The sequence below is a fragment of the Paenibacillus sp. FSL W7-1332 genome, from assembly GCF_037969785.1.
Lineage (GTDB): Bacteria > Bacillota > Bacilli > Paenibacillales > Paenibacillaceae > Paenibacillus_AQ.
The window spans coordinates 688,355-710,543 of the sequence record NZ_CP150209.1 but is presented as its reverse complement, the minus strand read 5'-3'; the positions used below and the strand labels follow the sequence as shown (position 1 = coordinate 710,543).

At 50.1% G+C, this 22,189-nt stretch carries 22 protein-coding genes; 6 read left to right on the top strand and 16 right to left on the bottom strand.

Features of this window, described 5'->3' with window-relative positions:
* Window position 1: 1 nt before the first annotated feature.
* A complete protein-coding gene (locus MKX98_RS03020) occupies window positions 2–583 on the top strand; it encodes a PadR family transcriptional regulator (protein WP_339221384.1) in 582 nt (193 codons plus the stop codon).
* Between the two features lie 97 nt (window positions 584–680).
* Here MKX98_RS03020 and MKX98_RS03015 read toward each other — a convergent pair whose 3' ends face one another.
* Complete coding sequence (locus MKX98_RS03015; protein WP_071222216.1) at window positions 681–1,511, bottom strand: aldo/keto reductase; 831 nt, start codon at window positions 1,509–1,511, stop codon at window positions 681–683.
* A gap of 208 nt (window positions 1,512–1,719) precedes the next feature.
* Here MKX98_RS03015 and MKX98_RS03010 point away from each other — a divergent pair, with 208 nt between their 5' ends.
* Window positions 1,720–1,911, top strand: coding sequence for a hypothetical protein (locus MKX98_RS03010; RefSeq protein ID WP_220686727.1), 192 nt, complete (start codon window positions 1,720–1,722; stop codon window positions 1,909–1,911).
* A 102-nt stretch (window positions 1,912–2,013) separates the two neighbouring features.
* Here the strand turns inward: MKX98_RS03010 and MKX98_RS03005 are convergent, their stop codons facing one another.
* Together MKX98_RS03005 and MKX98_RS03000 are read right to left on the bottom strand one after the other, a co-directional pair.
* Entirely contained in the window at window positions 2,014–2,385 is a 372-nt protein-coding gene (locus MKX98_RS03005; RefSeq protein WP_339221380.1) for a hypothetical protein, read from the bottom strand.
* Window positions 2,386–2,486: 101 nt separating this feature from the next.
* The gene (locus tag MKX98_RS03000; RefSeq protein ID WP_339221378.1) at window positions 2,487–3,071 is read right to left on the bottom strand and encodes a nitroreductase; all 585 of its coding nucleotides are present in this window, start codon (window positions 3,069–3,071) and stop codon (window positions 2,487–2,489) included.
* 304 nt (window positions 3,072–3,375) lie between these two features.
* On the opposite strand from MKX98_RS03000, the gene MKX98_RS02995 reads away from it, so the two are divergent.
* Window positions 3,376–5,376 (top strand): S9 family peptidase, encoded by a 2,001-nt coding sequence (locus MKX98_RS02995; RefSeq protein WP_339221377.1) that lies wholly within the window; start codon window positions 3,376–3,378, stop codon window positions 5,374–5,376.
* Window positions 5,377–5,568: 192 nt separating this feature from the next.
* Here MKX98_RS02995 and MKX98_RS02990 read toward each other — a convergent pair whose 3' ends face one another.
* The 4 genes from MKX98_RS02990 to MKX98_RS02975 form a co-directional block, all read right to left on the bottom strand.
* Window positions 5,569–6,789, bottom strand: a complete 1,221-nt coding sequence (locus MKX98_RS02990) for an asparaginase (protein WP_339221375.1) — start codon at window positions 6,787–6,789, stop codon at window positions 5,569–5,571.
* Window positions 6,790–7,263: 474 nt separating this feature from the next.
* Window positions 7,264–8,079, bottom strand: coding sequence for a hypothetical protein (locus MKX98_RS02985; RefSeq protein WP_339221373.1), 816 nt, complete (start codon window positions 8,077–8,079; stop codon window positions 7,264–7,266).
* The gene (locus tag MKX98_RS02980) at window positions 8,069–8,611 is read right to left on the bottom strand and encodes a sigma-70 family RNA polymerase sigma factor (protein WP_339221372.1); all 543 of its coding nucleotides are present in this window, start codon (window positions 8,609–8,611) and stop codon (window positions 8,069–8,071) included. Before MKX98_RS02980 ends, MKX98_RS02985 begins: the two co-directional genes overlap by 11 nt.
* Window positions 8,612–8,763: 152 nt before the next feature.
* A complete protein-coding gene (locus tag MKX98_RS02975; RefSeq protein ID WP_194540681.1) occupies window positions 8,764–10,155 on the bottom strand; it encodes an MATE family efflux transporter in 1,392 nt (463 codons plus the stop codon).
* Between the two features lie 156 nt (window positions 10,156–10,311).
* Between MKX98_RS02975 and MKX98_RS02970 the strand changes: the two genes are divergently transcribed.
* From MKX98_RS02970 to MKX98_RS02960, 3 genes are all read left to right on the top strand, one after another.
* The gene (locus MKX98_RS02970) at window positions 10,312–11,181 is read left to right on the top strand and encodes an AraC family transcriptional regulator (RefSeq protein ID WP_194540680.1); all 870 of its coding nucleotides are present in this window, start codon (window positions 10,312–10,314) and stop codon (window positions 11,179–11,181) included.
* A 187-nt stretch (window positions 11,182–11,368) separates the two neighbouring features.
* Window positions 11,369–11,521, top strand: a complete 153-nt coding sequence (locus MKX98_RS02965) for a hypothetical protein (protein WP_009591875.1) — start codon at window positions 11,369–11,371, stop codon at window positions 11,519–11,521.
* 377 nt (window positions 11,522–11,898) lie between these two features.
* Window positions 11,899–12,663, top strand: a complete 765-nt coding sequence (locus MKX98_RS02960; protein ID WP_339221370.1) for a metalloregulator ArsR/SmtB family transcription factor — start codon at window positions 11,899–11,901, stop codon at window positions 12,661–12,663.
* 146 nt (window positions 12,664–12,809) lie between these two features.
* Here MKX98_RS02960 and MKX98_RS02955 read toward each other — a convergent pair whose 3' ends face one another.
* From MKX98_RS02955 to MKX98_RS02915, 9 genes are all read right to left on the bottom strand, one after another.
* Window positions 12,810–14,393, bottom strand: coding sequence for a response regulator (locus MKX98_RS02955; RefSeq protein WP_339221368.1), 1,584 nt, complete (start codon window positions 14,391–14,393; stop codon window positions 12,810–12,812).
* A complete protein-coding gene (locus tag MKX98_RS02950) occupies window positions 14,368–16,293 on the bottom strand; it encodes a sensor histidine kinase (protein WP_339221365.1) in 1,926 nt (641 codons plus the stop codon). The genes MKX98_RS02955 and MKX98_RS02950 overlap by 26 nt, the downstream gene beginning before the upstream one ends.
* A gap of 182 nt (window positions 16,294–16,475) precedes the next feature.
* On the bottom strand, window positions 16,476–18,149 hold the full coding sequence (locus tag MKX98_RS02945) for an extracellular solute-binding protein (protein WP_194540676.1): 1,674 nt from the start codon (window positions 18,147–18,149) through the stop codon (window positions 16,476–16,478).
* A 139-nt stretch (window positions 18,150–18,288) separates the two neighbouring features.
* On the bottom strand, window positions 18,289–19,170 hold the full coding sequence (locus tag MKX98_RS02940; protein WP_194540675.1) for a carbohydrate ABC transporter permease: 882 nt from the start codon (window positions 19,168–19,170) through the stop codon (window positions 18,289–18,291).
* 31 nt (window positions 19,171–19,201) lie between these two features.
* The gene (locus tag MKX98_RS02935) at window positions 19,202–20,191 is read right to left on the bottom strand and encodes an ABC transporter permease subunit (RefSeq protein WP_194540674.1); all 990 of its coding nucleotides are present in this window, start codon (window positions 20,189–20,191) and stop codon (window positions 19,202–19,204) included.
* Between the two features lie 336 nt (window positions 20,192–20,527).
* Window positions 20,528–20,701: a hypothetical protein gene (locus MKX98_RS02930; protein ID WP_181469830.1), complete on the bottom strand. Its 174-nt coding sequence runs from the start codon at window positions 20,699–20,701 to the stop codon at window positions 20,528–20,530.
* A gap of 187 nt (window positions 20,702–20,888) precedes the next feature.
* Entirely contained in the window at window positions 20,889–21,125 is a 237-nt protein-coding gene (locus MKX98_RS02925) for a cold-shock protein (protein ID WP_071222231.1), read from the bottom strand.
* A gap of 96 nt (window positions 21,126–21,221) precedes the next feature.
* Window positions 21,222–21,422 (bottom strand): cold-shock protein CspD, encoded by a 201-nt coding sequence (gene cspD, locus MKX98_RS02920; protein ID WP_006207896.1) that lies wholly within the window; start codon window positions 21,420–21,422, stop codon window positions 21,222–21,224.
* A 302-nt stretch (window positions 21,423–21,724) separates the two neighbouring features.
* Window positions 21,725–22,189 carry a pyridoxamine 5'-phosphate oxidase family protein gene (locus tag MKX98_RS02915; RefSeq protein ID WP_339221361.1) on the bottom strand — a complete coding sequence of 155 codons (465 nt, stop codon included), beginning with the start codon at window positions 22,187–22,189 and terminating at the stop codon, window positions 21,725–21,727.

Genomic DNA, 22,189 nt, shown 5'->3' with positions numbered 1-22,189 from the left:
CATGTCGATGAAGCTGGCCATCCTGGGCTTGCTGCTGGAAGGAGACCATCATCCGTACGAGATCCGGATCAAAATGAAGGATCGCGGCATGGATCAGTATACGAAGCTCCAGATGGGCTCTCTTTATTACGCGGTAGACCGGCTTGCCGAGGACGGATATATCGAGGCAGTGGAAACCATACAGAGCGATAGCCGCCCGGACAAAACCATCTATCGGATCACGGATGCCGGACGCAAGCTTTTTGAGCAGCTGCTGCTCAAGAAATTCAGGGACATCGAGCCCGTACACCACCCGCTCTATATTGCCCTGCCTTTCTCGCGACACGCGGATCCGGCCGTTCTGGCCCCGATCTTGCAGTCCCGTATCCGGGAGGCAGAGCATCGGGTGAACCAGGCATATCAATTATACGTGGAACACCAGCATATCGTACCCCGCAGCACCCAGCACCTGATGATCGGGATGTACGAACATGCCAAGACCGACCTGAACTGGTTAAAAAGATTGAACGAAGACCTAGTGCAGGGAAAACTCGGCACGATCGGCGAACCGTTGTTTCCGGAGGTTGGACCCAAAGAACAGTAACTGTAAGAGGCCTCTCCATCCTGATAATTGACGCAAAAAAGAGCGAGCACTTCCCTCATTCCGGGTTGGGCTCGCTCTTTTTATATAAATGCAAAATTTAGAACAGGAATTCATCCGGATTGGAGCCAAAACGTTTGTTTTGGTTCAAGCCGTCAATGGCTGCCATATCTTCCGCCGAAAGCTCGAAATCGAAGATGCCGGCATTTTCGCGGATGCGATGCTCCTTCACCGATTTCGGAATGACGATGACGCCGTTCTGAATATCCCAGCGCAGAATGACTTGCGCCGTGGTTTTTCCGTATTTCTCCGCAATCTGCGCGAGGACCGGTTGATCCAGATTGCCCTGCATCAACGGACTCCACGCCTCCAGGACGATCTGGTTCTCGCGTGCAAATCCCAGCAGCTCCTTCTGGGAGAGCAGCGGATGCAATTCGACTTGGTTCACAACCGGTACAACACCTGTGTCCTCGATGATATGCTGCAGGTGGCGGATCTGGAAGTTGCTGACGCCGATGGAACGAACAAGTCCTTCTTTTTGCAAGTGAATCAATGCTTTCCACGTGTCGAGGTATTTATCTTTTCCCGGCCAGTGCACGAGATACAAATCAACGATATCCAGCCCGAGCTTCTTGCGGCTCGTCTCAAAAGCTTGCAGCGTCTTCTCATACCCCTGGTCATCGTTCCACACTTTGGTGGTGATGAACAGCTCGTCCCGCGAAACTCCGGATTCGCGAATGGCTTGCCCTACGCCCTCTTCATTGCCGTAGATGGCAGCAGTATCAATGCTGCGGTACCCTGCAGCGATTGCTGATTTTACGGACTGAATAACCTCTTCGCCTTCTTTGGTCTTCCATACGCCAAGACCCAGCCACGGCATTTTTACGCCATCATTCAAAGTAGGTCCATCGGTAAAAGTTTGATTGGCCATTCTGAAATCCCTCCTATTATGTAATGCAGCGGTTGTAAAGCCGCTTTCTCCAGTATATCAAAACCCCAGTATCCCACTCAACGTTACACCACTTGCCAGGGCTGCCTTCATTTTTTTAACTACATTTAACCGGGGTTTAAACTTCGTCCGTTACAATGGTTATATCTGATACAACATTAGCAGCTTAAACAGGAGGATTCACAAACCTATGGAAACCGTTACGCTCATCGTTGCGATCACCGCACTCGCGCTCATACTCATTCTATACATCGGTAATTTAATCAATAACGGACTCACCGCCGCCTTCAACTTGAACATCCGTGCCAAAAAGTACGCTGTGGTGCTGTTAATCATTTACGCGGTGTCCATCAGCGGCTTTGTCCTGCTCACCCAGAGGTGATCCGTCTCATATAGAAAAAGGGCCGTCCCTCTCGGAGGTATGTCACCTCCGGGTTCAGCCCTTCATTCCTATCACTCTTATGCAAAAGACTGCGCAGCGAGACTAGAACTTGCGGCTAAAAATACCGAAGCTCAGCAGTCCGCATGACGCCAAGAACAGATACGGCCCCGCCGCTGCCCCTCTTATCGTCTCTCCAAAAAAATCTACGGTCTTGGATGACACGTACATCATTGTCAAAAAAATAGCGACCAGCGCAAAGGCGTATGCTATGATCTTGTTCATCTTCTTCTCGCGAACCACTTTCAAAAATGGATAGATGAAACATACGATGAAAAACACGCCGCCCTGCAAGAAACCATTCTCTGCAGCCACGCCGATATCCAGCCATTTAAAAAAGAAAGAAGCTATCGCTAAACAGGTGGCTATAAAAATCAACTTGCTCCCCAGATCCCACTGCTTGAACCGAAATTTCATCCACGTACACTCCCCTAGTGTCAATCGCCCGGATGCCGTAACACCCTTTAGGCAAACTTAGGGTTCATTATACCGGATTTTTGCGGCGTAGGGTAGATCAACTACAGGTCTGCGGCACTATTGAGCCATACCGTTTTGTTCGCTGCCGGTTGACGTTTCCCCTGCTTAGGTTCCATATCCGGATATCCGATGTACAGGAAACCCAGCATTTTATCTTCAGGCTTCAATCCGAACGCTTGATTCATCAGCGTATGGAAACACGGCTCGCCTGTTCTCCACACGGCACCCAGACCAAGCTCATGAATTTGCAGAAGCATATTTTGAATGGCGGCAAATACCGCTCCGTACTCTTCAAGTTCAATCACCTTGGGGTCCGTGGACGGTTCGACCGCCACACCGATAACAACCGGAGCCCGGTATGCCTTCGTACGTCCCGACTCGCGTGCTGCATTTACAGCCTCTTCACTCATATCATCGCCGCCTGCCGCCTGAATGTCACCAAGCGCGTTGCCGAGCACATCACGGCCCTCACCTTGCATAACAAAAAATTTCCACGGCTCCGTGAGCTTGTGATTCGGCGCCCAGGTACCTGCTTCTACGATTTGTTCAATCCATTCCTGCGGTACGGCATCAGGCTTGACCTTGCCAAGGCTGCGGCGCGTTCGGATCGCTTCACTTACGTTCATATCTGATTTCCTCCTGAGCTATATATAGTTGGTTTTATTTTACATACTCCTAATTGAGAGTCTATCTCAATTATAACAAAAAGCGCACCGTATCGCTCCTAAATTGACCAGTTGAAAATTAATTCACTGTTTTCAGTTCAACAACCTCCGTATTACACCCTATAATTATTGTAATTCCCCCTCTATTTTACTAGCATTGGGTACGAAACGTCCGCATCTCCCCTCTCATTTTTCTTCTAGATTTCTATGCCATTATCTGGGATAATGTTGTTTAACTCATACAAGAAGATTAGGAGGACGATTCATGACTGATAAGCGACTCATAACGCCAGAGGATTTGTACCGGATGCACTGGGTGAATGACCCTGTCGTATCTCCAGCTAGCGGAGCCATAGCTTATGTACATAAATCCGTCAGCGAAAAGTTCGACGGTTACCGTTCCCATATCCGATTGCTTCCTGCAGAAGGAAACCAGGACGTTCCCTTCACGTCGGGCGAAGCGGATGCCGCACCCGCTTGGTCACCGGACGGGTCGGAGCTTGCTTTCTTGCGCAAAAAGGGCGATAAACCACAGATATGGATCATGCCTGCCAACGGAGGGGAAGCAAGACCGGTTACCGACTTGAAGCACGGAGTCAGCGCCTTTAAATGGTCACCGGACTGCACACGCCTGCTTGTTAAAGGCGAGGCAGACGCGGGGAAGACTACTGAAGGCGAGGAGCTAGACAAAGACGGTAAAAACAAGCTGCCCGAGGAAAAAATCATTAATCGCATTAAATATAAAGCCGATGGGCCCGGATTGTGGAATGAACGTCGACATCATCTATACCTCGTGAATCCGGCAACGGAAGAATGCACACAAATTACAGAAGGAGATTTTGATATACAAGCCTTCGCCTGGTCACCGGACGGCACCCGCATCGCATACAGCAGCAGCCTTGCCACGGAGCAATTCCCGGATCCGGATCTTCGTTTGACGGACGATGTGTTTGTCATGGACCTCGCCAGCGGATCCGTAACCGAATTGACGGATGGAACTCTCTCGATCGGCTCCATTGCGTTCACCCCGGACGGGCAGTATATGCTCGTGCTTGCCAGCGATCTTAGCTGCGGTTTTGCCACGCTGACCAAAATCCACTTGATCCCGCTCTCCGGCGGAGAATCCCGCGTGCTCTTCACGGACATGGATATTCAGCTGGGGCACGCCGCGGTCAGCGACATGAGAGCCGGAGCCGGAACGCCTCCGCTGTTCAGTAGGGACGGCCAATCCGTGTACATCCAGCTCAGCCAGGATGGCGGCGTCCATATTGGACGATTTGCCCTGGACGGTTCATCCTATGAGCTGGTGGTATCGGGTGAACGCGAAGTGTACCAATTCGCTCTGACACCGGAGGAGAACGTAGTGTTTGCTGCGGCTGACCCGCTGCAGCCCGGTGATCTGTTCAGCTTCTCTATCGCTAAGAACGAGGAGAAACGTCTGACGAACTGCAACGAGGAGCTGTGGAGCGAGCTTACGTTAAGCACGCCGGAGTCCTTTACGTTCCGGACGTCGGACGGCTGGCCGATTCAAGGGTGGATCATGAAGCCTGCCGGCTTCACGGAAGGCGCCAAAGTTCCGGCCGTGCTTGAAATTCACGGCGGTCCGCAAGCCATGTACGGGCATACGTTCATGCATGAGTTCCAGCTGCTGGCTGCAGCCGGTTATGCGGTATTCTACACCAACCCTCGGGGTGGCCACGGATACGGTCAAGTACACGTTAATACCGTTAGGGGAGATTACGGCGGACGGGATTACCAGGATCTGATGGAAGCTGTCGATTATGTTCTGGATACCTACACCTATATCGATGCCTCCCGTCTTGGCGTAACCGGCGGCAGCTACGGCGGCTTCATGACCAACTGGATCGTCGGTCATACCGACCGGTTCCAGGCAGCGGTAACCCAGCGCTCGATATCGAACTGGATCTCCTTCTACGGCGTCAGCGATATCGGCTACACCTTTACGCAGGATCAGATCTGGGGCAATCCATGGGACGATCTGGAGAAGCTGTGGAAGCATTCCCCGCTCGCTTACGTGAAGGACATCCATACGCCGCTACTCATCCTTCACGGAGAACAGGATCTCCGCTGCCCGATCGAACAGGGAGAACAGCTGTTTATTGCCTTGAAGCGACTTGGCCGGGAAGCTCAGTTCATCCGTTTCCCTGGTGCCGATCACAACTTGTCCCGAAGCGGCCACCCGCATCTGCGGGTGAAACGCTTAAGTCATATTATCCGCTGGTTTGTGGAGCATATCGAAAAATAAACGAAATTAAAAAACCATCCCCGTGTGAACTTGCTCTATGAGCAGCTTATATGGGGATGGTTCTTTGATTAGACGAAATATACACCGTCAAAAAAAGACCGCCAGGCAACCCTGGCGGCAATATAATTGGTGGAAGGAATTACATGGTTCAGTAGGAATAATGAGCAGCTAAAAAAATGACTGAGTCTGAGATTACACTTCAGGTGTTCCGTAGGTTGCGAACCAACCCTTAATGGTATTGAAATCATCCGTAAAGGACAGGGAGAGCAGCAGCAGTACGCGGGCTTGTTGAGGACTCAGATTGTCGCCTGAAATGATGCCTTCACCTCCGCCGTATACGCTACCGGAGCCTGTACGGGTCGTTGTTACGAAAACCACCCCCTTCTCGATGGCTTCCTTGCGGGCCGCGCTCATCTCTCTCGAGATGCCGCCTGCGCCGGTGCCGGAAGTGACGATGCCTTTAGCTCCGTCTGCCACAAAGCCTTTAATGGCACCACCGCCGGCTTCCTGATAAGAGATTGCAATTTCAACCTTCGCCAGGTCCTCTTTTGCGATTCTGCTCAGATCAAATACCGGTTTGCCTTCACCTTCCGCCTTCATCGCACGGAGGGGGGCACGGTATATCCGAATATTCTCATCATCGATATATCCGACCGCTCCCAGCATAGGCGTCTCAAACGTGTCGGTACGGTAGTCATTCGTCTTGGTTACGCCGCGCGCCAGATGAATCGTATCATTCAGCATTAGCACCGTGCCGAAGGATTCCGTGCGGCCGCTTCCAGCCAGTTTGATGGCATTGTACAGATTCGCCTGCGCATCGGAACCGATCACCGTCCAAGGCCGCATGGAGCCGGTAATGACTACAGGCTTGTCGCTTTGTACCGTCAGATCAAGGAAGTACGCAATCTCTTCCATCGTATCCGTCCCCGTCGTTACAACGACACTGTCATAGACCTTAAGCGCATGGTCCACCGTCCGGGACAAATCATACAGATCCGCCATGGTATACGCGCTTGATCCCGAATTGCCGAACTGGAGCGTGCTGATATCCGCAATCTTGTCCGTATTGGGAAGCTCACCGACCATGTCCTCAATCTTCAACGTACCCGCCCGGTAGGATTGAAAGCTGGTGGCATCCGTCGATTGCCCTGCCAAAGTGCCGCCGGTAGCAATGACCAACACGTTCGGCCTCGTCGATTGTTTGGAAGCTTCCGATAGCGGAGGTACCGTCGTATTCCTTCCCGGCGTTGCAGGGGTCTGTACAGGCGTAGCCGTAATAACCGTTCCTTTCACTTCCGTCACCGTTGCAGCATGTGCCGCATAGGTTCCAACAGGTGATACAGAAATAACAAAAGCGGTGAATGCAGCGGTACTCCAGACCGCTAAAGGACGTTTTGACTTTGGTTTCATCATGGCACTCTCCCTTTATGTTATATAAAATAACATATAAATATGTATTTGTTAGATTTATTCTATTTAATGTTATTTAATATAACAAATCGGATATATTATAGGAAAAGCGTTTACAATTGAAGAAATACAGAAATATAACTGTATTATCAGCTTATTTTAGTGAATTGAAAATAATATAATCCAGTAATAGGGAAGTGTTATTATATATAATAGACTTCAAATATGTTATATAACATTACATGATACTATTATACTTAGCGTTTCTAACCCAATCTTTAAATCTTTGAACATAAAAAAAGGGATAGCCCCCATCATGCGATTGGGCTATCCCTGTATATGGCTGTTATTTATCGATATAAGCTCATGACGGTATCATCATGCGGGATTTGCCATAGTGATTACCACCACATTAATCGTTCGAGTTGTGACCTCTACCGAGCGTTCACGTTAAAAGCAATCAATAAACTGAAAATCCTATTCGATGTCAGACTCAGCATGGGTATTCGTCGTAATGTGGAATTCCTTCATCATGTTATGGAAGCGTGCGCCGAAGCCCTCGGAGGCCTCCAGGAAATACTGCTGCTTCACAACAAAGCTGCCGCCCTGCCCGTTATCGAACACATAATATCGTATCACCGGGTCATCCCACTCTTTACCGCCGGTTCCACCAATGGCACGCACTTCCCAGCCTTGAATCGGTTCATCCACGGGATTCGATTCAACCTTCGGATATTCTTGCAGCTCCGTCTGGATCCGCTCCGCTGCCGTCTTGGCATCGATGCCCTCCTGCGAAATTTCCATGAACACTTCCGGATAGCGGTCATCCGTCGGCTTCTCCTTCAATTCAATGCGGTCCACGCCCGATTCATGAATCATTTTAAACCGGCTCTCATCAATATAAATCACGTAATCGGCACCCTCATGCAGCTGATCCACGCTGGTTTCCGGCGTTCCTTCAAGCTCCTGCTCGACCGTTTTCTGGGGAGCAAACCATTCCTTCACCTGATCAAGGAACGCCTGAACCGGCGCCGTCTGAAAGCTGACGGTCAGCACGATGGCTGCCGCAGCGGCGGTTGCCGCAATCCATCCGGCAGTTCTTCGTCCCGAACGGCGGCGCCCTTTCGATTCCCGCGGCGCGAAGGAAGTCTCCGATTCCGCAGGCCGCCGGACTTGCTCGCTATGAATCCGCTCCTTAATCGCCATCCAAATCTCGTCTTTATGTCGCATCGCGTCATCCGTACCCTTTTTCAGACCGTCCGTTATCTCTTGATCCAATGGATCACGTCCCATGCTGATCCCCTCCCCTATTCTGCAGCATCCATTCCTTCAACTTCTTTCGCGCTTTGAACAATCTGGACTTCACCGTATTGACGTTCAGCTCCATCATGTCCGCGATATCCTTCTCGGCAAAATCGTTCAAATATTTCAAGATAACGGGAATCCGGTGCTGGTCATCCAGCCGCTGCACCATCTCATATACCTCGCCATGCCGGTCAAAATCGTAGGTGTCGGTTTCCGAGGGAAGATCCCTCTCCTCCGATATCTCGGAAGGCACCACTCTCGCATGTTTCTTCAAATACCGATTGCATTCGTTATAGAGAATCCGGTTGAACCACGGGTCAAAGGGTTTGCTTCCATCATAGGCACCGAGGTTACGGTATACCCTGATGAACGTTTCCTGGACCACGTCGGCAGCGCTTGCCGGACTTCCGGTTACTGCGGTAGCCGTTCGAATCGCCCGATCCGCGTATAACCGGTAAAGTTCTTCAAACAATTCGTCACTGTATTCCGTCTTTAGTCGTTGTATAAGGTCGTGTACCAAACCGCGCTTTCCTCCTTTCACTTGGCCAATCACTTACAATACCCCGTCATGCGGTTAAAAAGTTTTCGAATGCATTATTTTTTAGTATGGCAAAAAAAGGATACCCCGATGCCGCACGGCCGAAGTATCCTTTTTCATATCAAAACCCAGCATTATGCTTGCGCTGGCATCGGCTCCATTGACGTCCCCTGATGATTCACCGGCTCGACTCGCTCTGCCTTCCGCAGGTGTTTTTGCCCGCGCCAGCGGAAGAAGGACAGCACCCCCCGCAAATACTCGTCGGCAATCATGCAGGAGTATATGCCGATAAGCCCCCACCCCATGTGAATGCCGAGTACATAAGAGAGCACGGTGGCGACCAGCCACATCGAACCTAGGGAAATGTACATCGTAAACCTCGTGTCTCCGACGGCATTAAGCGAGTTGCCGAGCGCCATGTTGAGCATTTTGCCAGGCTGGAGAATCAGGTTCATGCCCAGGAGCGAGGCCCCGATCGCAATGATTGTCTTATCGTCCGTAAACAGCCCCAGCAGCTGCTTCCCAAACACATACAGTAGGAAGGCATTGACGACAACGTAAACAGCCCCGATGCCCAGCGCGCGGTACGCGCTCCGATAAGCCTCCTTGATCCGGCCCGCGCCGAACAGATGCGCGATCTGAATCTGAGCAGCCATCGCGATTGATGAGCCCAGCAGGAAGCAGAAGGATTCCAGTGTATTCATATACGTACGCGCAGCCAGCTCGGCAGCGCCCAGCGTTGCAATGAAGGAATAGATGATCAGCTGCGTGAACACCCAGCAGGACATATTGATGCCGAGCGGCCATCCGATCTTCAGAATTTCACCGAACAGCGGACGGTTGAACACGCGGAATTCCTTCCACTTGATCCGGTATTCAAATGAACGAAGGAATATATACAGCAGTAAGAGCACAGCGAGCAGCCGGCTTACCACCGTCGAGATCGCGACGCCGGTAAGCCCCCACTGCGGGAACCCGAAAGCGCCGAAAATAAACCCATAGTTCATAATAACGTGAATGATATTCATTCCGATCGCTACATACATCGGCGCACGCGTGTTACCGGTATTCCGGATGACGGTGCTCATCGTAGCCATCATGGCAATCAGCACCATCCCGCCGCCGACAATGGAGATATACGTTCCGGCTAGCGGAAGCAGATGCTCCGGCAGCTGGAGGATCGAAGCGATAGCCTCCGGCATCGCAAACAATATCACGCTGCACACCAATCCGATGATTGTCGTGGCACTCACCGCCATGATGCCGATCGTTCGAGCGTCTCCCGTTCGATGCGAACCGATCTTCTGGGCAATGAGAATGCCGGCACCGCTGGCAACCGTCATGAACAGGGTCGTCATCGCCTGAAACAGCTGATTGGAGAAGCCAACCACAGCCACCGCATCGTCGGAAATCCGACTGACCATCAATGTATCCACCGCTCCCAGCAAAAACTGCAGGAACAGCTCGATAAATATGGGCCAAGCGAGAACCCATAATGTAAATTTGCTTGTGTTTTTATCCAACATTCCAACCTCCACCCATGATGTAAGGGTTAAACACAATTCATGATGAAACGGTCTTTAACCTTCTCAAATTATAGATGGTATACTGGAGTTATAATATCATTTTCCGAACGAAAACTATCAAAATTCAAACCTCGCGAATCACGAAAGGGCTTTCTTATGACGATCCTGAATTTTACCGTTCCGCCGCTGCCGGAATACATCAATAGCGGGCTTACCCGCGCTCCTGTTCACAGCGGACATCCCAACCGCAAAAACATTGGCATCTTTGATCTGCTCGTGGTCATGAAGGGGCAGCTCCATGTCACGGAGAATGGCATTCCTTATGAAATCAAACCCGGCATGTTCCTCATCCTGCGTCCCGATACGCATCATTTCGGCACGAAGGGATGCACGGAGGAGACCGATTATTACTGGCTTCATTTCCAAACCTCCGGGAATTGGCATGCGGATGAGGCCTGCCAAGCGCCTAGACGAGAAGAGGCTCCGGAGTTAAAGGCGATGACGCCGAACTATTTTTCCGTCAACATCCCCCAATTCGGCACCCTGCCTCAACCGGAAAAGGCCTTGGAGCTTCTGGCTACCATGTCTTCGCTGGTTCAGTACGGTCACCAGGCTAAATTTCTGTGGCGGCAGCAGGTAGTGTTCCAAGAGCTCATCGAGCAGTTGGCCGCCGCACTGGATACACCGGTGTCCTCTCCTTCCTCCGCTTGCGCCGAGCGGGCCGCGGCCTATCTGCGGAAGCATTATCGGGAAGAGTTCAAGGTGCAGGAGCTGGGCGACCGCATCAACTTCCACCCTGTCTATATTGCACGCTGCATGCAGAAGGAATTCGGCTGCTCGCCGGTTGAATATTTGCAGCGCTATCGGATCGAGCAGGCCAAGATGCTGCTCATGCAGACAGACTTCAGCATCAGCCGGGTCGCGGAGGAAGTCGGTTTCAATCATGCAGCCTACTTCACCTCCTGCTTCACGAAGCAGGAAGGGATCTCGCCGCGTAAATATAGGCAGCGATTCTTCATGAATTAATTCTTTTTTACGCAAAATCCAAGAAAGTCGCTTGCAACCTGGGCGGGAAGCCTTTATAATGAGAATTAACCACATGATAATGATTATCATTACCGGACAAGTGAGAATGTGTTGAGAATGTATTTATACTCAGGTTTACACGCTTTTCGCTTGAAGAATTTATATATAAAGGAGAGCCGATTGACTTATGAAAACGACTTCCCGCCGCTGTTCTCTGCAAATGGATGATTATCTGGACCTGTTGAACCTCGCGATCCAACTTGGAGACGTGAAATGGCAGAAAGAAATCACCCGCAAAATGGAAATGACGCTGTCCACATTAGAGACCGCAGCTCAATAAATAATATTATAGGGATTACATAATCCTGCATATAAGAAGACACCCGATCGCGAATTCCAGGCATGTCCCTGGAAAGCCGACCCGGTGTCTTTTTTTCGGTGAGCAAAATAAACGACCCAGTCAATAGGACTGGATCGTGCCGAATCTTTAGCTGCCTCGAATTTGGCGCCACATATCGGTGCTATCCATATCACTCCGTTTCCAGAAATTCTCGATATACCTCCCCATTCGTCCATTCAAATGCCATAAGCTGACAAACGATTCGTTGTATGATAATATGTGACTATACTGTCACGTTTATAACACATTACCATTTAGTCACATGTAAATAGCCATTTGGATTTTCTTAGCATGTTGTTAAGAAGGAGATGTCACGATTGGAAAATGAAATTTTTAAAGCACTGGCGGATCCCAGCCGACGCACACTCTTGGATCTGCTGTATAAAACAGATGGGCAAAGTTTAAGCGAACTTTGTGTTCCCCTGGAGATGACCCGATTCGGTGTCATGAAACATCTTCATATACTGGAGGAAGCCGGCCTTATCACAACGAGAAAGGTTGGCAGGGAGAAGCTGCATTATCTGAACTCCGTGCCGATCCGTCAAATATACGACCGGTGGGTCAGCAAATACGCTGAGCCCTGGGCCATGGAATTGTCATCCCTTAAAAATGAATTGGAGCGTGAACCGAATATGGAACAAAAACCTCGACATGTAAACCAAATTGCCATTAAAGCAGCACCCGAGCAAGTATGGCGCGCCATTACCGATCCGGCCAAGACATCAAAGTTCTGGTACAACTGCTCTATCCAATCCAACTGGGAAATTGGCTCTCCTTTCGAACTTAAGAACCCCCAAGGCAAGGTTCAAGCAGAAGGAACCATTCTAAGCATAAACCCTCCGCATAAGCTGGTTCTGAGTTGGAGGATGTTAATAAACGAAGATACGGCCGGCGAGAGTCTCTCACGTATTACGTGGGAAATTGATCCCCATGCGGAGCTTAGCGGTGTAACCCTTGTAACGGTTATCCATGATGAGTTTGATCAGGCCGAACATACGGCGAACACGCTCAAGTTAGGCTTGCCGATCGTACTATCGGGATTGAAAACCTTACTAGAAACGGGTTCAACGCTTACTAGTTAATAATAGCGTAAACCGGTAAAACGGGATCGGATATAAAATCCCCCGTTTATATAAGAGGGGAGTACCCTGCTGCTTGACGGCCAAGGTTCTCCCCTCTTATATGACAATAGGATTCAGTTGTCTCCTCCTCACCGCGTTTGCATTACCTACTCCTGCTGCAGTCCCGGACCTGTTTGTACCTTGATCCGGTATTCATGCGGCGAGATCCCTTCCAGCTCCTTAAAGACACGAGAGAATTGCTTGGTGTTCTCAAAGCCGACCGCTTTACCAATGTCCGCAAGCTTCATGGTGCCGTCTTGAAGCAGGTCTTTGGCCTTCGTAATCCGCAGCTTCTTAAGATATACCACAAAGTTCTCCCCCGTATGGGCCTTAAACGCTTCACTGAAATAAGAATAATTCAAAGACACATAATTGCTGACCATCGCCATGTTCAGCGGCCTGTGGTAATTCTCCTCCATGTAACTTACCGCTGCCTTGATCTCGGAATGCTCGCTGTGGGCGGAACGAATCCCTTTAACATATTCATTCACGTGCAGCAGCAGATGCTCCAAATTTCTGAAATAGGTGTGAAAATGACGGTAATTGTCCATTGTCCCCACCTTTCGGTATAGCTTCAACACTTCCACCATGGATTCCCCGTACACGCGGAACACCTCATCCAGCACCTGCTCATTGATCCGCTTGCTGACATGTTCCAAATAATCGATGGCCACATGCGGCATATCCTCGATATGAAAAATATCCAGCAGCAGCGCCTTGATCTCCCGCTCCCGCTCCGTGCCGAGCATGTTGCCCAGCTTCCGGATGCTCTCTTCCGGCACCGGATACGTGCGCAGCTCCCCCTGAATATCATCATGGCTCATCAGCTTGACGTTGGGATGGATGAACGTATAACTCAGGGCGGTCAGCGCCTGAATATAACCCATCCGGATGTCTTCGATCCGGATGCCTTCCCGGCTGATGCCCACGAAGAGCCCGTCCATCTCCCGCTCGGCAAACTGCCGTGCCAGCTCTTCGAATTGTCCGTCCGGACTGCCAATGAGCACGACTCTCCCCTTGCTGTCCAGAAAGCAAGCGTTGATCCGCCCTTCCACTGAAGCCCTCATGTTATCAATCAATTGCTTCAGCTCATCCTTGTTCATGGCATTGCCGTCTTCGTATTTGTATTTCATCACCGCTACCCGGAATGGCTTCACAAACGAATCAAATCCGATTTCGTTCGCGGCAGCTTCCATATCCATCCCTAGTCCTTGCGGCAGCTCCAGCAGCTCCTTCAGCCGATGGGTCTGCAGCTGCTGAAGATATACCTCGCTGGCGGCCACCCGGTTGTGCACTTCCGCTTGCCGGATCAAAACTTCTTCTGTCTTTCGAAGGGCGGCGAACAGTTCATCCCGTCGAATCGGCTTAAGCAGATACTCCTTTACCTGATAGCGGATCGCCGCCTTGGCATATTCAAAATCGTCATATCCGCTCAGGATCAGAACGACGGGTTTAACCCCCAATGTTCCTTCCAGTTCAGCAAGGGCCTCAATCAGGCGTATCCCGTCCATGACCGGCATCCGGATGTCTGTAATGACGATATCGGCCGGCTCTTCGCGAAAAGAGTCCAGCGCTTCCTGCCCTTGGGCAGCCAGGCGGATCTCGTACTGATCCGGGAACTCCCGTTCAATCATCGTTTTCAGTCCATACCGGATATTCTTCTCATCATCCACGATCATCAGACTTCTCATGTCCACTGCCTCCTCCTGTTAACAGAACCTTAGGGAATGTCATGGTCACCTGCGTGAACTCCCCCTCTTCGCTCTTCACTTCGATTCCATATTCATTCCCGTAGAACAACCGGATTCGCTGGTGCACATTCCGAAGTCCGATTCCTCCAGCCTGCACTCCACCGTGCCCGTAATCTATGGAAGGGAGTTCCTCATTGTCCGCCGTTCGAAGAATCTCGCCCAGCCTGCCCAGTCGATAAGGCTCCATCCCGATGCCATTATCCGTAACGTTAATCGTGATCCGATCCTCTTCCCATGCAATGGCATCGATCTTGATTCGCTTTTCCTGATCCGGGAACTCGGGCCAGGCATGCTTAACGGCGTTTTCCACGATGGGCTGCAGCGACATTTTTAATACCTCGAGCTCCATGAATTCGGACGGGATATTGAGTTCAAGCCGGATCGGCTCGTCAAACCGGATATTCATGACATCAATGTAATTGCGGATATGGCGAATTTCATCCTTCAATTTAACGTACTCCCCCGACCACTTGAAGTTGTAGCGCATCATCCCGCCAAGTGAGGTCAACGCATCCGAAATCGTCCGCTGCCCCTCGATTTCGGCCAGCATCTTAATATTTTCAAGCGTATTGTATAGGAAATGAGAGTCAATCTGGCTGTGCAGCGTTCGCAGCTCCGCCTCCTTGGTCACCGCTTGCTTGCGTACGCCCTGGGCAATCAGTTCATTGATGGTGCGGATCAATTTGTTAAAATGATGCGCCAGTTCACCAACCTCGCCGCCCCCCTGAATCGTAATGGCTGCAGTAACTTCTCCCTTGCGGACTCTCTTCATCGTCTCCGTTAAACGGCGCAGGCTCTTCAGAATAATGGAATTTAGGTAATACGTAATGATCGACAGCAGAAAAATCAATACAATGTTCGCCGCTATAATCTGCCCCTGGGCCTTGGATACGTTATTCAGCGCCCCTTCCAGGGAAACGACATTCAGCACATGGGCATGAAGCCGCTCCATCGGCGTCGCGATCAGCAAGAACGAGGATCCGTCCAGGCTAAACCTGGCATGTATGGTCTTCTCGGAGTCGCCCGCCTCCTGCTTCAGCTTAGCGAACTGAAGCTCCACCTCGCCTCGAAGTCCCTCGTGACTGTTCATGAACGATTGGCTTCGGTCCATGAATAGCTGCCCTTCCTGATCGACGATGACCATCTGCGAGCTGTTATCCACGATACCGGCAAAGGTCTTCGGAGCAAAGTACTTGAGCAGCATATCCACCTGGATCACGCTGCTGTAATCCCCGCTATGGACTTGGCGAATCAAGGACACCTTCGGCAGCTCCTCGGACACGTCGGCAGCGTAGCGCTGCAGAATATCGGGATCGCGGTGGTTGAATATCCACATCTCCCCGCCGTCCAACTCCTTGACTTTGGGGAACCACGGCTCGCTTGCGATCCGTTTCTCCTGAAAAATAATTGGCCACATTTCCGTCACGTTTGCGTTGTTTGTGTATAACCGAAGGTGGGTAATATTCGGATTGTTGGTTTGGATCCGCTGGATGTCCCTGAAGGGCCCCCGAGCCAAATCGATCAGCCACGCCACCTCGGGTTCTTCATTGATCCGAAGATAATCCTTGATGCCGTCATCCGAAATCGCCAGCTGTGCGGCCATTTCAATCGCTTCAATCTGGTTCAGCATGTTCATCTTCTCAATTTCCAGCAGGAACGAGTTCTGGTTGAGCGCATCGCTGATGTAGGTATCCCGAATCTGCTTGAAAAAATAATTCGACACGATAATGCTCGGAACCAGCAAAATCAAGATATAGGCAGCAACCAAACGACTCTGCATCGACCTGCGGCCAAACCAATAAGCAAACGATTGAATAAGCGATCTGATTCGTGTCATCATGACTGTCACATCCCGTTTTCTATGAATGACCGCAGCCGAGCCCAGTATGAAAAGGCGCCATCAGCCGATCGGATACCCTCCTATATTAGCTCGTGATGCGACAAAAGGCACCCTATTTCGACAATATCGATAATAGGGTACCTTAAGTCCTTATTCTGTTCATCCGCCTGAGCGGATCATCCTTACTTCAGGAATTCCTCAAGCTTCTTGACGTTCTCTTCGTATTCTTTCTGTCTGAATTCCTGAACTTTCGCGAAACCGAGGGATTCACGCTTCGCTTGGTAATCGTTCCAAATTTGATCGAACTCGGCATCCGTTTTGGCAAAGATCAGCTTCGGCAGGATTTTACCCCACTCGTTCATTACCTTGTCGTTAATGATGCCTTCCTCGGAGCTGGCATCCGGATCCAACTGATCGAATTGCGAGAAGCTCTGGGTCTTGCCGCGGGTCCAGTCTTCCATTTGCTTAAACGGCTCGACGGCAGCGGGCATCCAAGGTTGCGTAACGTTATTATCCATCATCATCCAGAAGGTGTGGGATGCTCCATACTTTTTGTCGAATGCGCCGCGGTCGCTGTTCAGCAGCTCCGCTACCTCAGGCAGGAATTGGTCTTTGCCGTCAATCGTATCCCATGTCACGCCTTTTTCGCCCAAGTAAGTATCACGCTGGCCTTCTTCGGAGATCAGGTAATCCAGGAAGCGAATGGCGCGCGCTTTGTCTTTTACGTTTTTGGAGATGAGGGTTACCGTCCAGCCGGAGATCGAAGGACCCGACAAGGTCGGCTGATCCAGGTTGGAGTTAGCCGGTCCGTCCACTGCAATGTAGACCGAGTTCGGATCGTTTGCATACAATGCGTTCTGCTGGTTCGCCATATCGCTGCGTTGGTACAGCATCGCGAAATAGCGGCCCTGTGCGATTTTTTCTTCCATCTGCGGACGTTTATCCACGAAAATATCCTTGGACATCAAACCTTTTTCATTCGCCATACGGAACGTCTTCAACCATCTTACATATTCCGGATCGGTGCTGCGGTCGTACAGCTTTCCGTCTTTATCCTGCGGAATGGCAAGGAAGTTCTGCAGGTAGCCCTCGAGGGAGCTGTTTCCTTTTTCATGGAAATCATGCAATCCGAACGGAATGAGCGGCTGTCCGTTCACGTCCGGGAACATTTTCTTGGCATCCTCAAGCGCTTTCAGGAAACCTTCCGGTGTGCGCATATCCGGGCTTCCGAGCGCCTCATACATGTCTTTGCGGACCAAGAACGTTTGGTTGGAGGTAATGTTATCGCCAAACTTCTCATAGTCCTTCGGTGAAGAGGAGGCATTCGGATAACCGTAAATATTGCCGTCATCCTTGGTGTACCACGACACCTTCGCAGGGTCGGTTACTTTATAGAAATACGGATCGTATTGGTCTGCCAATTCGTTCAGCGGCAGAACGAGGTCGCCTTCAATCATTTTTTTGACAGCGTCTTCATACCATCCCAGCGTAATAAAATCAGGCAGTGTGCCGGAAGCAATCATCGTATTCATCTTCTCGACTTCGTTCCCTGCCGGTACGATGAAGTTGACGTTAACCCCCGTCTTCTTCGTTACGTATTGCGACGTAATATCCTCGCCCCATTTGTTCGGGAACCAGGCGAAGTTGATGTACCAATCAAACGTAATCGGGGAGGTATCGACTGCCCATCCCGGCTGATCCTGAGTCAATTTCACTTCTTCTGCCGGTTTGTCTTCCTCTTTTTCTTTTTCCGACGCGCCGCTATTATCACCGCCGGACGAGCATGCTGTTGTAAAGGCCATGACCAGTGCGAACATCAACAACAGAAGGCTCTTTGGCTTAAGCATCTTGCTCATGTGTTTACCCCTTTTCTTATTTAAAAATATGATCATATAGAACTCCCGCCGGATTAGGCAAGAGAAGCTACCGGTAAGATTTCCCCTCCCCGGGTCTCTCCGGGAGATGGGAAGGAAACATCAACGAACATTTTGTGATTCAACCTTTAATGGAGCCGATCATCATCCCTTTGACGAAGTATCGCTGCAGGAACGGATAGACGAATACGATCGGCGCCGTCGTTACGACCATGGTCGCCATTTTGATCGATTGGGAGGTGACCGTCTTGGCAACCCCGCCCGGCACCTGAGCCATCATCTGATTCGAGCTGGATTGAGCGACGACTTTATACAGATACGTCTGGATCGGCTGGAGGTCCGTGTTGTTGATGTAGATGACACCAGTGAAATAATCGTTCCACTGGAATACCCCGTGAAACAATGCGATTGTTGCGATGACCGGCATGGATACAGGCAGCACAACCCGGAGGAAGATGGACCAGTCATTAGCCCCGTCAATTTTTGCCGCCTCCTCCAGACCGTCGGGAATTTCCCGGAAGAAGGTCATGAAGATGATAAGATCAAAGAAACTGAACATAAACGGAATAATGTACACCAGGAAGCTGTCGAGCATATTCAAATCCTTGATCAACAGATAGGTCGGAATCAGTCCGCCGCCGAAAAACATCGTCACCGTTCCGAGCAAAATATAGAATTTGCCGCCGATCAGTCCCTTCCGCGAGAATGCATAGGCGACCATCGCGGTGAAGAGGACGTGGATGAACACGCCGATCACGGTTTTGGCTACGGTGATGCCCATCGCCGTCATGATGCCGGAGCTCTGGAACACCGCGCTGAAATTCTCGAGGCTGAACATCCGCGGCCACCAGTAGATTCCTCCGCGCATGGCGTCCTGCCCGTCATTGAAGGCATTCACCAGCACGTACCAGATCGGGTAGATCGTCAGAAAGCATACGATCAGCATGCCGAAATTGTTGAATATATCGAAGAAGGCTTCGCCTTTGGTTCTGCGTTTAAACATGGATTATTCGTCTCCCTTCTTGCTGGTCTCGCTAGAATAGTGATGTGTCGTTCAGTTTTTTGGTCACCTTGTTCGCGATCAACAGCAGGATAATCGCAATGACGGACTTGAACAATGCAACGGCTTGCGCGTAGGAGTATCGTCCGTTCTGCATCCCGGTGTGGTACACGAAAATATCGATGACGTTGCTCGCGCTTTCGTTCAGCGTGTTTCGGAGCACCAAAATCTGATCGAAGTTGGAGTTCAGCACACCACCAACCGCAAGAATAAAGAGGATGGATATGGTCGATTTGATACTGGGAAGGGTGATGTACCACATCTTCTGAAACCGACCTGCGCCATCTATCGTCGACGCCTCGTACATTTCAGGCGAAATGCTGGCAATGGCCGCCAGATAGATAATCGCGGACCATCCAAGCTCCTTCCATATATCCGAGGTGATAATGATTCCCCAGAAATATTTCGGTTCAGCCAGATACGTGATCGGCTCATCGATCATATGCAGAGCCATCAAAATATTGTTGATAATCCCGATATCCGCCAGCCAGGTCATCAGAATCCCGCCCAGAATGACCCATGACAAGAAGTGAGGCAGATAAGAGATCGTCTGAATAGTCCTCTTGTATCGAACAGACCGGATTTCGTTCAGAAAGAGTGCAAATATGATCGGAAGCGGAAATCCGATAAACAGCTTCAGCAAGCTGATCCCGAGCGTGTTCCGCATAACGTTCCTAAAATCCTCGTCTGAGAAAAACTCCTTAAAGTGCGCCAACCCTACCCATGGAGCTTCGCCGATGGACTTCACGATATTGAATTCCTTAAATGCAATGATGACACCGTACATCGGAATGTAGTTAAAGATGATCATCCACGCAACGCCGAGCAGCGCCATAATTTGGAGATGTCGTTGGCCGTAGAGCTTTCTGAGCCATCTTTTCCTGTCAAGCTTCTTCTGTACAGAAGGCTCCATCGAGGGACCGACACCGGTTTCGGAAACGTCGGCATGAAGTTGATTTTGCATGGTTATGACCTCCAGGTTGATCCTAACATTTTGAAAACCTTTACATTCTCTATGTTTATATTGTAGATCGTCCTTTCTCTGCACGAAAGGTTTCAGATTTCGTTTCAAGGGGCTCATTTTTCGGGTACACTTCGCCATTTACGAAATAAAGCAACTCAAAAACGAAATATTGTACCCTCTACTCATTCCAGACACAAAAAAAGACATGGACAGCAGCCTCCACAGCTGCCATTCATGCCTTTCCTCTTGCTCTAACGATCTTTCGCCACAAGCGATCCATCGGATCGTTACGGCGGCGTTATCGTTTTTCGTCACGTATATCAAACGGTTTCCCAGTTATTCCCCTTTGTCTTCCTCACGTTGTTCCTGTTTGCTTTCGTGTTCCTGTTGGTATTTCTCACGCATCAGCTTCTGCATGATGAATTTCTCCTGATCGTTCAAGCCGCCTTGGTTATCCTGGATGATCATGTTGTCAATGTTCCTCTTCAGTACCTCGGTTTGCGTGTTCAATACATTTCACTCCTTTGAATTTTGCGTCCCTTATCCGTAAAATCATTCTGAATCAGAATGAAAGGGTACACGTATTACTAACCATTCTCCTTCCAATGAAACAGAAATAGACGGATTTACCATAAAATCCGAAGGTAGCTTCAAGAAGAATTTGTGTTTGCCCAGCGCTTTCTCTAGGTATTAGCTGCTATTTGCGCTCGATCTGAATCCCCTTAGCCAGAGATTTCTGTTGTTTGTTGGTATTAACTAGCTGCGGCAGGCTTCTCGTTTCCTTGACCATAGGGGATTGACACAAATGGCATACCGGTTCCGTGTCGAACGCAAAATCGTCCCGCATCCACCCTTTGCAGTCTTCCTTAGTGCATGCCCAAACTTCCGTTATTTCTTCAGGAATACTCTCCATCGAGTTTTTACGCGAATACATGAACGCTCCTCCTTATTCTCGTCTTAGAAAATAGAAACGCCGTATAAAAGAAAACTGCCCTTAATGTCACACATTAAGGGCAGTCTTCAATTGTAATTACAATTTAACAACGTTCTCAGCTTGTGGTCCACGGTTTCCTTCAACAATGTTGAATTCAACGCGTTGGCCTTCGTCAAGCGTTTTGAAGCCGTCGCCTTGGATCGCGCTGAAGTGAACGAATACATCGTTACCGCCTTCAACTTCGATGAAACCAAAGCCCTTTTCAGCATTAAACCATTTAACAGTTCCTGTTTGCATGGGGGAATCCTCCTTGATATATATTTACATGACCTTTTTTCTTCGCAGACGGAATAAAAAAATTCACATATTGCACAAGGTTACCAGAAATGACAACCCTCTACAATATGTGAATTCAGGTCGATTTCGATATTCATATCTTAACACATTTGACTGCCGATAGCAAATACCAAAGCAAAAGATTCTGCGGAAAAATTAAAGTTATTTTCTTCGGCATCATTCCGATAAGGCATGGCAGGCATATACAACTCCCGGCATATGCCGGGAGCCTAGATCTTAAGCAGGTTTTTGCGCGTAAACGTTTACTTCCGCAATTCCTCCAGCGTTTCCTTCCAGCGCTGCAGGACTTCACCGGGGTCGTGCAGCTGAAACTTCACGGCCGATGTGATATCCGCATACTTCGCGATATCCTCCCGAACAGCCACGACCGTGGCTTCAAAACGCTGCAGCGGATGCCGGGCATCCGGCAGATCGGGAAGCGCTTGAAGACGCAGCCGAACATAATGGGCCGCTCCATCATGAATCGCCACCAAGGTTGCCTGTCCTGACCGAAGGAGATTGCCTGTCGTAGCCGTTCCCTGCCATAATGCAATCCGGAGTCGGCTCCGGTCCAAGGCCAAGACCTCCCCTACGCTGAGCATGGCCGTATGCGGCCATCCCTCTTCCGTTACGCTCAATAGCATCATCGCTTCGTGCTGTTTCGATTCCAGATTACTTCCATCCAGCCATTGGTGCAGCCCTTCCGATATTGCGGCCTGTTCCGTCAC